Source organism: Pseudomonas fluorescens, from assembly GCF_000730425.1.
GTDB classification, from domain to species: domain Bacteria; phylum Pseudomonadota; class Gammaproteobacteria; order Pseudomonadales; family Pseudomonadaceae; genus Aquipseudomonas; species Aquipseudomonas fluorescens_X.
The window spans coordinates 1736613-1749656 of the sequence record NZ_CP008896.1; the positions used below are offsets into that span (position 1 = coordinate 1736613).

The window sequence follows — 13044 nt, forward strand, 5'->3', positions numbered from 1 at the left end:
CCCGGTCGGCGAACCGACTCGGCGCGACTGGATTGCAGTGATGAGTGTAATGCTCGGCGCCTTTATGGCGGTGCTCGATATCCAGATCACCAACTCTTCGCTCAAGGATATCCAGGGTGCGCTGTCGGCCACTCTGGAAGAAGGCTCATGGATTTCCACCTCCTACCTTGTAGCCGAAATCATCATGATCCCCCTCACCGCCTGGCTGGTACAGTTGCTGTCGGCGCGGCGCCTGGCCGTGTGGGTCTCGGTGGGTTTCCTGATCGCCTCGCTGATGTGTTCCATGGCCTGGAGCCTGGAAAGCATGATCGTATTCCGTGCCCTGCAAGGTTTTACCGGCGGCGCGCTGATCCCGCTGGCCTTCACCCTGACCCTGATCAAACTGCCCGAGCACCACCGTGCCAAGGGCATGGCGATGTTCGCCATGACCGCCACCTTCGCCCCCTCCATTGGCCCGACCATCGGCGGCTGGCTCACGGAAAACTGGGGCTGGGAATACATCTTCTATATCAACGTACCGCCAGGGCTGTTGATGATCGCCGGCCTGCTCTATGGCCTGGAAAAAAAGGCCGCGCATTGGGAACTGCTCAAAAGCACCGACTACATGGGCATCCTGACCCTGGCCGTGGGCCTGGGTTGTCTGCAGGTATTTCTTGAAGAAGGGCATCGCAAGGACTGGCTGGAGTCGAGCCTGATCGTCAGCCTGGGCACCATTGCCCTGTTGAGCCTGATTACCTTTGTCATCGTGCAGCTGTCCAAGCCCAACCCGCTGATCAACCTGGGCATCCTGGCCAACCGCAACTTTGGACTTTCAAGCATCTCCAGCCTGGGCATGGGCGTGGGCCTGTACGGCTCGATCTACCTGCTGCCGCTGTACCTGGCGCAGATTCAGAACTACAACGCCCTGCAAATCGGCGAAGTGATCATGTGGATGGGCGTACCACAGCTGTTCCTGATTCCACTGGTGCCGAAACTGATGAAATACGTGTCACCAAAGTGGCTTTGCACCGTGGGGTTTGGCCTATTTGGCCTGGCGAGTTTTTCCTCAGGGGTGCTTAACCCGGACTTTGCCGGCAGCCAGTTCAACCAGATCCAGATCATCCGCGCCCTTGGCCAGCCACTGATCATGGTCACCATTTCGCTGATCGCCACGGCGTACATCCTGCCCCAGGACGCGGGCTCGGCGTCGAGCCTGTTCAATATCCTGCGCAACCTGGGGGGTGCCATCGGTATTGCACTGCTGGCGACGCTATTGGATGCACGGACCAAGACCTACTTTGACTACCTGCGCGAGGCCATTGTGCCAACCAACCCCCAGGTGGCCGAGCGCATGGCCATGCTGACAGAGAAGTTGGGCAGTGAGACGGCGGCACTGGGCAAGCTCAGTGAGATTGCGCATCAGCAGGCGCAGATCATGGCCTACAACGATGCATTTCACTTTGTGGGGTTGGCGCTGGCGGTGAGCATGCTGGCGATCTTTTTGACCAAGGCGTTGCCGGTGGGGCTCAAGGCAGGGGAAGCCCATTAGACCGAGGCGCCGCCATCGCAGGCAAGCCAGCGCCCACATTTGAATGTATTCACAAATCCGAATGTGTACGGGCTTGCCTGCGACGAGGCCCCAACCGTCAGCACAAATCAGACCGCCAGCAACCGCTCACGCAACTTGCCAATCTCATCACGCATCTGCGCTGCCGCTTCAAACTCCAGGTCCCGCGCCAATTGGTACATTTTCTCTTCCAGCTGGCGGATACGCTTGGTGATTTCACTCGGCGAGCGCAGTTCGTTTTCGTACCTGGCGCTTTCCTCGGCGGCCTTGGCCATGCCTTTGCGCTTCTTGCTGCGCGACCCCGGCACGGTGGCGCCTTCCATAATGTCGGCGACGTCCTTGAACACACCCTTAGGGGTGATGCCATTGGCCAGGTTGAACGCAATCTGCTTGTCGCGGCGGCGCTCGGTCTCGCCGATGGCGCGCTCCATGGAGCCGGTGATGCGGTCGGCATACAGGATCGCGCGGCCATTGAGGTTACGCGCCGCACGGCCGATGGTCTGGATCAGCGAGCGCTCGGAACGCAGGAAACCTTCCTTGTCTGCATCCAGAATCGCTACCAGCGACACCTCGGGCATATCCAGGCCTTCACGCAGCAGGTTGATCCCCACCAGCACATCAAAGGTGCCCAGGCGCAGGTCGCGGATGATTTCCACGCGTTCCACCGTGTCGATGTCCGAGTGCAGGTAACGCACGCGCACGCCATGGTCGGCCAGGTAATCGGTAAGGTCTTCGGACATGCGTTTGGTCAGCGTGGTGACCAGCACCCGCTCTTCCAGGGCCACCCGCTTGGTGATCTCCGACAGCAGGTCATCGACCTGGGTCAGAGCCGGGCGGATCTCGATTTGCGGGTCGACCAGGCCGGTGGGGCGTACCAGTTGCTCGATCACCCGGCCCGCATGCTCGGCCTCGTAGTTACCCGGCGTGGCGGACACAAAGATGGTCTGCGGGCTGATGCTTTCCCATTCGTCAAAACGCATCGGCCGGTTATCCAGCGCCGAAGGCAGGCGGAAGCCGTACTCCACCAGGGTTTCCTTGCGCGAGCGGTCGCCTTTATACATGGCGCCGACCTGCGGCACGCTGACGTGGGATTCGTCGATCACCAGCAAGGCATCTGCCGGCAGGTAATCGTAGAGAGTCGGTGGCGGCGCACCGGATTCGCGACCCGACAGGTAGCGCGAGTAGTTTTCGATGCCATTGCAGTAGCCCAGCTCCAGGATCATCTCCAGGTCAAAACGCGTGCGCTGCTCCAGACGCTGGGCTTCCACCAGTTTGTTGTTGGCACGCAGGTATTCGAGGCGCTCGGCCAACTCGGCCTTGATCCCTTCCATGGCATCCAAAAGGGTTTCACGCGGCGTCACATAGTGGCTTTTTGGATAGAAGGTAAAGCGCGGCAGCTTGCGGATCACCTCGCCGGTCAATGGGTCGAAGGCCGACAAGCTCTCGACCTCATCATCGAACAGCTCGATGCGAATCGCTTCCAGGTCCGACTCTGCCGGGTAAATATCGATCACATCGCCACGCACCCGGAAGGTCGCGCGGGCGAAATCCATGTCATTGCGGGTGTACTGCAAATCTGCCAGGCGGCGCAACAAGGCACGCTGGTCGAGTTTGTCGCCGCGGTCGACGTGCAGCACCATCTTCAAATAGGTTTCCGGGCTGCCCAGGCCATAGATGCACGACACTGTGGTGACGATGATCGCATCCTTGCGCTCCAGCAGCGCCTTGGTCGCCGACAGCCGCATCTGCTCGATATGGTCGTTGACCGACGCATCCTTCTCGATAAAGGTATCGGAGGACGGCACATATGCTTCCGGCTGGTAGTAGTCGTAGTAGGAAACGAAATACTCCACCGCATTGTTCGGGAAGAACGCCTTGAACTCGCCGTACAACTGCGCAGCCAGGGTTTTGTTTGGCGCCAGCACCAGGGTGGGGCGGTTCACCTGGGCGATGACGTTGGCAATGCTGAAGGTCTTGCCGGAGCCAGTCACCCCGAGCAGCGTCTGGTGGGCCAGGCCGGCCTCGATGCCTTCGACCATTTGGCGAATGGCCTCGGGCTGGTCGCCAGCAGGTTCAAAGCGGGTGACTAGTTGGAAATCCGACATAACGTACCTCTTGAAGTCACCCCAGACTGCAAACCCGTCAGGGACGAAAAAGACCACAGCCCGCCAAGTTTCAGAGCGAGCCGTAGGAAAAAACCATGATAGCCGTAGAAGTGGAGGCGAATGTGATGGGTTTCAAGGCAATCGCCCTACATGCCCGCTGCCATCCATGTTGCAATAAGACTAACGGTCAATAAATAAACCGAAAAACTTGACCGAAAAACCGTTTCGGCTGTCGCCGCGAGCGGTGTTGGCCTCTATACTAGCTCCCCGTTTGTGCACCGCTCTAGTGCATTCGGCTGGAGCGCGACACGTCCCTCCATTCCCCCATAGAGCTGCCGCAAAAATGAGCCTGTTCTCCGCTGTCGAAATGGCACCACGCGATCCTATCCTGGGCCTCAACGAAGCATTCAACGCCGATACCCGTACGACCAAGGTCAACCTTGGCGTAGGCGTTTACTGCAACGAGGAGGGGAAGATTCCACTCCTGCGTGCCGTTGCCGAAGCGGAAGCCATTCGCGTGGCGCAACATGCCGCCCGTGGTTACTTGCCGATCGATGGCATCGCCGCCTATGACCTGGCCGTGCAAAAGCTGCTGTTTGGCACTGACTCACCGCTGTTGAGCGCTGGCCGTGTGATCACGGCCCAAGCCGTTGGCGGTACCGGTGCGCTGAAAATCGGTGCCGACTTCCTCAAACAACTGCTGCCCAACGCCGTTGTCGCCATCAGCGACCCAAGCTGGGAAAACCATCAGGCACTGTTCGAAAAAGCCGGTTTCCCGGTGCAGACCTATCGTTACTACGATGCCGCCACCCACGACGTGAACCGTGCCGGCCTGCTGGAAGACCTCAACGCCCTGCCTGCCCAGTCCATCGTCGTGCTGCATGCCTGCTGCCACAACCCGACCGGTGTCGACCTAAGCCCGGCCGACTGGAGCGACGTGCTGGAAGTGATCAAGGCCAAGAACCTGGTACCGTTCCTCGACATGGCCTACCAGGGCTTTGGCGACGGTATCGACGAAGATGCGGCAGCAGTACGCCTGTTCGCCGAGTCCGGCCTGACCTTCTTTGTGTCCAGTTCGTTCTCCAAATCGTTCTCGCTGTACGGCGAGCGCGTGGGCGCACTGTCCATCGTCAGCGAATCGAAAGAAGAAAGCGCGCGTATCCTGTCCCAGGTCAAGCGCGTGATCCGCACCAACTACTCCAACCCGCCAACCCACGGTGCGGCAATTGTGGCGGCGGTGCTCAACAGCCCGCAACTGCGTGCCCAGTGGGAAGCGGAACTGGCCGAGATGCGCCTGCGTATCCGTGGCATGCGCGAGCAGATGGTCAGCGAGCTGGCCAAGGCTGCTCCAGGCCACGACTTCAGCTTCGTCGGTCGCCAGCGCGGGATGTTCTCCTATTCCGGCCTGACCGTAGAGCAAGTTACCCGCCTGCGCAGCGAGTTCGGCATCTATGCCCTGGACACCGGTCGCATCTGTGTGGCGGCGCTGAACCAGGCAAACATCGGTGCCGTGACCAAGGCGATCGTGCAGGTGCTGTAAGCCTGGTCGCGTAGCACGGAGGGGGAAGCCAGTGGCTTCCCCTTTTTTGTGCGAGACTCTTGTAGCAGCCGGCTTGCCGGCGATGGCAGCCTGCAGCCTTGCACTGACCCTACGGACCTCATCGCCGGCAAGCCGGCTCCTACAGGGACCGTGGTCCTTCACCCTTGATATGAGCCACCTATGAGAAACGACGACCTGGACCTGCGTGCCGACCGCGACGAACTGGACCACTTCACCCCCCGCGCGCCCCAAGCCAAGCGGCAAAAAAGCCTGGTGCTGCAAGTGGCCCTGGGCGTCTTCCTCGGCGGCCTGGCCTTGTGGCTGGTGCAACTGGGCGCCACGGCGCTGATGGCCAAATTGGCGATGGGCACCCTGCAATTTGGAGGCTAACCCTCTGTAGGAGCCGGCTTGCCGGCGCCTACAAGGGAATGCGTTCCTCCAGCAGTTGCACGAAGCTGTCCAGACTCTGTGACACCGTGCCCCGGCGCCAGATCAGCCAGGTGTTCAACAGGCGGAACTCGTCTGCCAACGGCCACACACTCACCGTGGTAAACCCCGGCATGCTCTCCAGCATGCTGCGTGGCATCAGGGCCAAACCAGCGCCGGCGCTGACGCAGGCGAGCATGCCGTGGTACGACTCCATCTCGAAAATTTTCCCCGGCACCGCGCCGTCCTGGGAAAACCAGCGCTCAAAGTGATGGCGGTAGGAACAGTTGGAGCGAAAGGTATAGATGCTCTCTGCGTTCACATCCTGCCCGCGGGTGATAGGAGCATGCTGCAACGGCGCAATCAGCACCATTTCCTCTTCAAACACCGCTACGCCTTCCAGCGTCGGGTGCAACACCGGGCCATCGACAAACGCCGCCGCCAGCCGGCCCGACAACACACCTTCAATCATTGTCCCCGAGGGGCCGGTGGTCAGGTCCAGTTCAACCTTGGCGTGCCTCTGGTTATAGGCCGCGAGTAACGCCGGGATACGTACGGCGGCGGTGCTCTCCAGCGAACCCAGGGCAAATGGCCCCTGGGGCTCCTCCCCCGCCACGGTGGCGCGGGCCTCTTGCACCAGATCGAGAATGCGCCGCGTATAGCCAAGGAAATTCCAGCCGGCAGGCGACAGGCGCAGGCGACTTTTCTCACGGATAAACAACTCCACACCCAGGTCCTGCTCCAATTGCTTGATGCGCGTGGTCAGGTTCGACGGCACCCGATGAATCAATTGTGCGGCCGCACTGATGCTGCCTTGCTCGGCCACCGCCTTGAAAATCTCCAGTTGCACCAGATCCAAGTCATTCTCCAATCATGAACGTATTGCTTAATATTATTCAGTTCCCGTAAAAGATACAGCCCCGTACGCTGGGCACCTTCCCCAACACTGCGCAGGACGGTGCCCATGAACGCTCTTTCTCACCAGACCCATGCCTTGTCGATCAACCCCACCAATGGCGAAACCGTCGGCAGCTATCCGTACGAATCTGCCGCGCAACTGGACGCCGCCCTCACCCGCGCCAGCACCGCCTTTCGCCACGGTCGCGACACGCCCGTGGCGCAGCGTGCCGAATTGCTCCTGGCCCTGGCCTGCGCCCTGCGTGAGCAAGCCGAAGAGATGGCGCAAATGATCACCCTGGAGATGGGCAAACCCATCGCCCAGGCCCGTGGCGAAATCGAGAAATGCGCCTTGCTGGCCGAGTGGTACGCCGCCCACGGTCCGGCCATGCTCGCCCCGGAGCCGACCCAGGTAGACAACGGCAGCGCCCAGATCGAATACCGCCCGCTGGGCCCGATCCTCGCCGTGATGCCGTGGAACTTCCCGGTCTGGCAAGTGCTGCGCGGCGCCGTGCCGACCATGCTCAGTGGCAATACCTACGTGCTCAAACATGCACCCAACGTGATGGGCAGCGCCTACCTGATGAAACAGGCGTTCCATAAAGCCGGGTTCGCCGATGGCCTGTTCGAAGTGGTCAACATCACCCCGGAGGGGGTGTCCAAGGCCATCGCCGATCCACGCATCGCCGCCGTGACCCTGACCGGCAGCGTGCGCGCGGGTGTCGCCATCGGCTCCCAGGCCGGCGCGGCCTTGAAAAAGTGCGTGCTGGAACTGGGCGGCTCCGACCCCTTCATCGTGCTCAACGACGCCGACCTCGACGCTGCGGTGCAAGCCGCCGTGATCGGCCGTTTCCAGAACTGCGGCCAGGTCTGTGCCGCCGCCAAGCGCCTGATCATCGAGCAAGGCGTGGTCGAAGCCTTCACCGCCAAGTTCCTCGAGGCCAGCCGGCAACTGGTGATGGGCGATCCGACAGCGAACGACACCTACATCGGCCCCATGGCCCGCTTCGACCTGCGTGACGAGTTGCACGGCCAGGTCCAGGCCACCCTGGAAGAAGGCGCCACCCTGCTACTCGGCGGCCACCCCATCGAAGGACCGGGCAACTACTATGCGCCGACCGTCCTGGCCAATGTCACCGACCAGATGACCGCGTTCAAACAGGAACTGTTCGGCCCCGTCGCCTCGATCATCACCGCCCGCGACGCCGAACACGCGCTAGCCCTGGCCAACGACAGCGAGTTCGGCCTGACCGCGAGCCTCTTCACCCGCGATCCGGCAAAGGCGCGGCAGATTGCCAACCAGTTGGAAACCGGCGGGATCTTTATCAACGCCTACAGCGTATCCGATCCTCGGGTCGCATTTGGCGGGGTGAAAAAAAGTGGGTTTGGTCGTGAGTTGTCGCACTTCGGCGTGCGGGAGTTCTGCAACGCACAAACGGTCTGGATAGATCGCACGTAATCCGACGAGAGGTGAGCAAGATTCCTCGCCGTCCTCCGGCGGGATCGGGATATGATCAGGGCGTTTTTGAACCGGACCGCCCTGACCTATGCCCGTTGACCTACAAGCGCTCTACCCCAAACTGATCCACCTGATGCTGGACACGGTTTTCGTGGTCGACCGGGACAACCAGATTGCATTTGTCAGTGACGCCTGCGAGACGCTGCTCGGGTATCGGCCCGACGAGCTGACCGGGACCGTGATTACCGACTATATGCACCCTGAAGACCTGGCGGCCACCCGAGCTTCCATTATCCGGGTCATGAACGGCCAGCCCCACGTCGATTTCCGCAACCGCTATATCCGCAAGGATGGAGCGGTGGTGCATATCCTGTGGGCGGCATTCTGGTCCGAGGACGTCGGCGCGCGGATCGGCGTGGCGCGGGACATCACGGCCCTCACCCAGGCGGAGCAGGAACTGCGCTTTCTCGCCCACCATGACCCGCTGACCGCCCTGACCAACCGCTCGCTGTTCAACGACCGCCTGGACTCGGCCTTGCGCAACGCACGCCGGCAAAACAGCACCCTGGCCTTGCTGTTCCTGGATATCAATGATTTCAAGGGCATCAACGATGTGCATGGGCATGCCGCAGGCGACCGCGTGTTGTGCACCATTGCCAGACGTCTGGAACGTTGCGTGCGCGAGACAGACACTATTGCACGCATGGGCGGCGATGAATTCACCGTGCTGTTGACGGATCTTCATTCAGAAGACGCGGTGGCCGAGAAGGTGCAGCAGATCCTTGCGGTCATGGCCGAGCCGCTTGGCCACGAGTTGGGCACGGTGAAAATGCCGTCGTGCAGCATCGGCGTGGCGCTTTACCCCGCCGATGGCGAAGATGCCGATACGCTGCTCAGTCATGCCGATGGCGACATGTACCGGGTAAAAAAACTCCACCGCGCGGTGGGTCAATAGTGACATTTGCGACTGATGGCTATGCCGTACTGCATCGGCTAGTTCTTCAACTCACCCGCCCGATGACTCGCCGCGTCGTCATACGCCACATACAACGACTCGGCAACCTGGCTCTTGATGGCTTTGGTGGACTCCAACCCCAACACAAAACCTTCGGCTTTACCGCCAGCGCGGTTCAACGCCTCAAGGCTGCTGGCGCCGGTGATTGCGTCCAGCAGCTTGGCAGCATGCGGGCCAACCCCCTTGGGCAGGCTGATCTGGTCAATGCTCATTGCGACACCTCGACTGAAGGTATGAATGGCGTGTTGCAGGTTGGCGAGGTCATATGCGATACCTTGATGGCTTGGGGCCGATAGCGCATGGAACCACTGTCGGGCAGGCATGGTAGACCGGGACGGGTTAAAAGGGTTGATTTAGCCCAATAAACGATCAGGCTCCCCTGCCATAAAATTATTCATCGTTCGTAGCAGCGGCAGGTCAATGGAGCGAAGGTTGGTATGGAACACCCACGAGACAAGCGAATCGTAGTCATTGGTGGCGGCATCGTCGGCGCGTCCTTGGCCTATTACCTGGCGGATAGAGGTGCAAAGGTCAGCCTGGTGGAGGCGCAAGAGATAGCGGGCGCAGTGACGGCAACGTCATTCGCATGGCTCAACACCAGCCACCCGGGCCCCGACCCCATTGCACCGTTACGCAGTGCGGCGATAAAGGAATACCACCAGCTCGAAGCACAACTGCCTGGGCTGCAGATCCAATGGACGGGTGCCTTGTCTTACAGCGGATCGCTACCGCCCTCGACAAACCGGGTACCGCGTTCGCGCATCCTGGAGCTTGAGCCTAACCTCAAGCATCCCCCTCACTACGCGACCTACGTCGCCGAAGAGGGCGCGCTGGATGCAGTAGCCGCCACCCATGCGCTGGTCGCAGGTGCCCAGGCGAACGGCGCGCAGGTCCACACTCAAACGCGGGTACTGGGCTTTACAAGGGAGGGTGAACAGGTAACGGGTGTCGAAACCTCAAGGGGCATCATCCAGGCTGATATCGTCGTACTGGCCGCCGGGACAGGCATCGCCAGCCTGGCGGATATGCTGCAGGTTCACCTTCCCATAACCGCCTCCCCGGCGATCTTCATCCGCTACAAACCGCTACCCAACTGTGTATGTACCCTCATCTCCAGCCCGGAAATGGAAGTGCGGCAAAACGCAGATGGCACGCTGCTGGCGGCAGAGGATTACCTGGACGATGCCTTGGAAAACCAGCCGGAGGCGATAGCACGGCGAACAGCCAAGGCCATCCAGGACGAACTCCACGGAGTGGCTTCCCTTGAACCGCAATTGGCCCGTGTCGGGCTCAGGCCAATACCTGCCGATGGCATCCCGATCATCGGGTATTTGCCCAAGGTGGGGGGCGTCTATGTGTGTGTCATGCACCCTGGCGTCACGCTGGCAGCGATAGTCGGCCGGCTTGCCAGCGAGGAGTTGATTGACGGCACGCCACCCGAGGCATTTGGGGCATGCCGTCCTGATCGATTTTTCCGTGGATAGGCCACGGCCTAGGGCAAGGGTATGCTCTTGAAAATCGGCTCACTGTGCAGCACTCGAACACCCTCCGGGCCGCTTTCAAGCAGCCGGCGCTCGCTATCGGCGACCAACAGTTCAAGGTCGTAATCAACACCCGCCAGGCAACGCGCGATCTCCTGCGCAGCATCGTGCGCCCACGGGGTGGCGGATTCAAAATGGCCTAATAGCCTGCCGTCACGGCTAATCATCAGTCGATATCTATTCATTCTGCTCTCTCAATTGCGCAGTAAGCACCCGCCAGCTCGATACGGCCAAAACGGGCACTGACGTCGAGCGGGGAAATGGCCAGTAGTTGGTCGAGGCGCACCTCGAACTGACCATTATCGCCGTGCAGCAGCAAAAATTCTTCCTTACTTGCCGCAGTCCGCGTAGTCAGCGCCCTGGCTGCGAAGGTGCGCCCATCGATGGTTTCGACCTGCAGGCGGTAGTGGTGCATGCAGGCGATCTCCAGGTAGTCGTGCAAATCGCAGTTCAGGGGCTGATACGCGGTCATGGCGTTTCTCCTAGCAACCTTCCAGGGCAATGATGTAGTAGCCCTTCCCGACGACCGCCGCAGCGATTTCGGGGTGGGCCGGTTCGCTGTGGCAGAACTGGCAGCGGCTCTGTTCGATATCGCCATCCTGTACGCCGCGCTCGGCCATCCAGTCGCGGGCGTACTGGGTGGCGCGGGCCTGGTCGTTGCCCTCGATCAACACATCGAAATGCAGATAACGTCCATCACGGGTACGCACATGGGTGTCGAATACATTTACTTTCATCACTGTTCCCCTATCAGGTTGCGGGCGGAGCCTTACTTCAGGTCATCGATGGAGGCACCGAAATTCAGATGCAGCACCTGGCCGTCGTGAACAAACGCGGGGACCGACTTGACCCCGGCCTGTTCGGCTTCGGCGATGCGTTGTGGCTGGTCCCCAAGGTGAACAACCTCGACCTTGAGTGCAGGGTCCAGCAGGTTGAGCAGGGTCTGCTCGGCAGAAACACAGACGGAGCAGCCAGCATGGTAGAAGCGTGCGTTGGACATTTTGAGTCTCCTTCGTTTAATTAGTATCGATTCGATACAGAAACAAGGATCGCTCCAGCACAGAGATTTGTCAACATAGTATTTAATCGATACTATCTGTCGACAGGAGAGACTTATGTCCGACACAACCCTTTTCGATCTGCTTGAAAGGCTCGCCAGCCTCAGCCGCATCTGGTTCCGCCAGCACCCGCTGCTGGCCGAGTTGCAACCCATCCAGTTGAGCGCGCTGATGTATCTGGCGCGCTGCAACCGCTACTCCAATACGCCGTTGGGCGTGACTGACTACCTGGGCCTGACCAAAGGCACGGTGTCGCAGTCACTCAAGGCGCTGGAGGCCAAGGGGCTGATCGTCAAGACCCAGGATGCGCGCGACAAGCGCAGCGTGCATCTGCAGTTGACGGACACGGCACGTGGCCTGCTGGACGCTTTGTTGCCGCCAGACTTCCTCGCCACGGGTGAGGCGCGCATGGGCCCCCGTGGCCTGCAACTTGAGGCGCTGCTGGGCGAGTTGCTGCGCGAAGTGCAGCGCGGCGCGGATGTACCCAGTTTTGGTCTGTGCAGCACCTGCCGCTTCCATCAGCAGGTCGCGGGCCAGCCCTTTTGCGGCTTGACCCTGGAACCCCTGGCGCCAAGCGAAGCCGCGTTGATCTGCCGTGAACATCAAACACCGGAGGTACCTGCATGAGCCTGCCCACTATCCGCCTCGACACCCTGCTCACCGGCCGCGCGCAGCCTTTCACACGCCCGGGTTCACAAAGTGCCATCGACAAACAGCCGCGACACGGTCAACTGGAAGTCGCCACCCTGGGCCTTCTCGGCGACGAACAGGGCGACCTGCGCGTCCATGGCGGAGTAGAAAAAGCCATCCACCACTACCCCTTCGAGCACTACGCCCTTTGGGCCCACGAGTTGGGAGCCCACCCATTGCTCGCTCAGCCCGGGGCCTTTGGCGAGAACTTCAGCACCACGGGCTGGAGCGAGCATGACGTCTGCCTGGGCGATCGCATCCAGGCCGGGACCGCCTTGCTTGAGGTGTCCCAGGGGCGCATGCCGTGCTGGAAGCTCAGCGACCGCTTCGCCGTCGCCCAACTGGCGTTGCGCGTGCAGCAGTCGGGCCGCACTGGCTGGTACTACCGGGTGCTGGAAGAAGGTGTGGTGAGTGCGGGCGACAGCCTGCAACTGGTCGAGCGGCCATTTGCCGACTGGCCGCTGGCACGCTTGTCAGCAGTGCTGTTCGACAAGCGAGTGGAGAGCGAACTGTTGCGCGAATGTCTGGCTCTACCGTTGGTACCGTCATGGCGGCGTACGCTGGAACGGCGCCTGGAAAAAGGCATAACCGAGGACTGGGCCCCCCGCCTGCAGGGCTGATGCGCGGCTGATTCTTCGCCATTAAGCGGGAGTCAACGCCAGACAACGTTAACCAACAACACCTGTAGGAGCTGGCTGCCTGCGAAAATCTTCAACGATAACCCGCAGCCCCCTGCCACCCCGCGCCACGCCCCGGTCCTTCGCCGG

General features: G+C 60.9%; 15 protein-coding genes. 8 read left to right on the forward strand and 7 right to left on the reverse strand.

Annotated elements, in window-relative coordinates:
- The first annotated feature begins 37 nt into the window (after positions 1–37).
- Entirely contained in the window at positions 38–1528 is a 1491-nt protein-coding gene (locus HZ99_RS07450; RefSeq protein WP_181883258.1) for an MDR family MFS transporter, read from the forward strand.
- A 107-nt stretch (positions 1529–1635) separates the two neighbouring features.
- On the opposite strand, the gene uvrB is transcribed toward HZ99_RS07450, so the two are convergent.
- Positions 1636–3651 (reverse strand): excinuclease ABC subunit UvrB, encoded by a 2016-nt coding sequence (uvrB, locus tag HZ99_RS07455; RefSeq protein ID WP_038442074.1) that lies wholly within the window; start codon positions 3649–3651, stop codon positions 1636–1638.
- Positions 3652–3994: 343 nt separating this feature from the next.
- Between uvrB and HZ99_RS07460 the strand changes: the two genes are divergently transcribed.
- Both HZ99_RS07460 and HZ99_RS07465 read left to right on the forward strand, forming a co-directional pair.
- Positions 3995–5191: an amino acid aminotransferase gene (locus tag HZ99_RS07460; protein ID WP_038442075.1), complete on the forward strand. Its 1197-nt coding sequence runs from the start codon at positions 3995–3997 to the stop codon at positions 5189–5191.
- Between the two features lie 180 nt (positions 5192–5371).
- Positions 5372–5581 (forward strand): hypothetical protein, encoded by a 210-nt coding sequence (locus HZ99_RS07465; RefSeq protein WP_038442076.1) that lies wholly within the window; start codon positions 5372–5374, stop codon positions 5579–5581.
- Positions 5582–5609: 28 nt separating this feature from the next.
- Here the strand turns inward: HZ99_RS07465 and ptrR are convergent, their stop codons facing one another.
- The gene (gene ptrR, locus HZ99_RS07470) at positions 5610–6476 is read right to left on the reverse strand and encodes a putrescine utilization regulator PtrR (RefSeq protein ID WP_038442077.1); all 867 of its coding nucleotides are present in this window, start codon (positions 6474–6476) and stop codon (positions 5610–5612) included.
- Positions 6477–6581: 105 nt separating this feature from the next.
- On the opposite strand from ptrR, the gene HZ99_RS07475 reads away from it, so the two are divergent.
- Entirely contained in the window at positions 6582–7973 is a 1392-nt protein-coding gene (locus HZ99_RS07475; RefSeq protein ID WP_038442078.1) for an aldehyde dehydrogenase family protein, read from the forward strand.
- A gap of 88 nt (positions 7974–8061) precedes the next feature.
- The gene (locus HZ99_RS07480; RefSeq protein ID WP_038442080.1) at positions 8062–8928 is read left to right on the forward strand and encodes a sensor domain-containing diguanylate cyclase; all 867 of its coding nucleotides are present in this window, start codon (positions 8062–8064) and stop codon (positions 8926–8928) included.
- A 38-nt stretch (positions 8929–8966) separates the two neighbouring features.
- On the opposite strand, the gene HZ99_RS07485 is transcribed toward HZ99_RS07480, so the two are convergent.
- Complete coding sequence (locus tag HZ99_RS07485) at positions 8967–9200, reverse strand: hypothetical protein (protein ID WP_038442081.1); 234 nt, start codon at positions 9198–9200, stop codon at positions 8967–8969.
- Positions 9201–9425: 225 nt separating this feature from the next.
- Between HZ99_RS07485 and HZ99_RS07490 the strand changes: the two genes are divergently transcribed.
- The gene (locus HZ99_RS07490) at positions 9426–10472 is read left to right on the forward strand and encodes an NAD(P)/FAD-dependent oxidoreductase (protein WP_038442082.1); all 1047 of its coding nucleotides are present in this window, start codon (positions 9426–9428) and stop codon (positions 10470–10472) included.
- 8 nt (positions 10473–10480) lie between these two features.
- On the opposite strand, the gene HZ99_RS07495 is transcribed toward HZ99_RS07490, so the two are convergent.
- Genes HZ99_RS07495 through HZ99_RS07510 form a run of 4 tightly spaced genes read right to left on the reverse strand, consistent with a single transcriptional unit; the run spans position 10481 to position 11529 of the window.
- Positions 10481–10696, reverse strand: coding sequence for a cytoplasmic protein (locus tag HZ99_RS07495; protein ID WP_235205573.1), 216 nt, complete (start codon positions 10694–10696; stop codon positions 10481–10483).
- A gap of 14 nt (positions 10697–10710) precedes the next feature.
- Positions 10711–11001 carry a Rho-binding antiterminator gene (locus HZ99_RS07500; RefSeq protein WP_038442084.1) on the reverse strand — a complete coding sequence of 97 codons (291 nt, stop codon included), beginning with the start codon at positions 10999–11001 and terminating at the stop codon, positions 10711–10713.
- A gap of 10 nt (positions 11002–11011) precedes the next feature.
- Positions 11012–11266: a DUF2024 family protein gene (locus tag HZ99_RS07505; RefSeq protein WP_038442085.1), complete on the reverse strand. Its 255-nt coding sequence runs from the start codon at positions 11264–11266 to the stop codon at positions 11012–11014.
- Between the two features lie 32 nt (positions 11267–11298).
- On the reverse strand, positions 11299–11529 hold the full coding sequence (locus HZ99_RS07510) for a thioredoxin (RefSeq protein WP_038442086.1): 231 nt from the start codon (positions 11527–11529) through the stop codon (positions 11299–11301).
- Positions 11530–11644: 115 nt separating this feature from the next.
- Here HZ99_RS07510 and HZ99_RS07515 point away from each other — a divergent pair, with 115 nt between their 5' ends.
- Positions 11645–12214 carry a MarR family winged helix-turn-helix transcriptional regulator gene (locus HZ99_RS07515; RefSeq protein ID WP_038442087.1) on the forward strand — a complete coding sequence of 190 codons (570 nt, stop codon included), beginning with the start codon at positions 11645–11647 and terminating at the stop codon, positions 12212–12214.
- Positions 12211–12897, forward strand: coding sequence for an MOSC domain-containing protein (locus HZ99_RS07520; RefSeq protein ID WP_038442089.1), 687 nt, complete (start codon positions 12211–12213; stop codon positions 12895–12897). The genes HZ99_RS07515 and HZ99_RS07520 overlap by 4 nt, the downstream gene beginning before the upstream one ends.
- Positions 12898–13044: the final 147 nt, after the last annotated feature.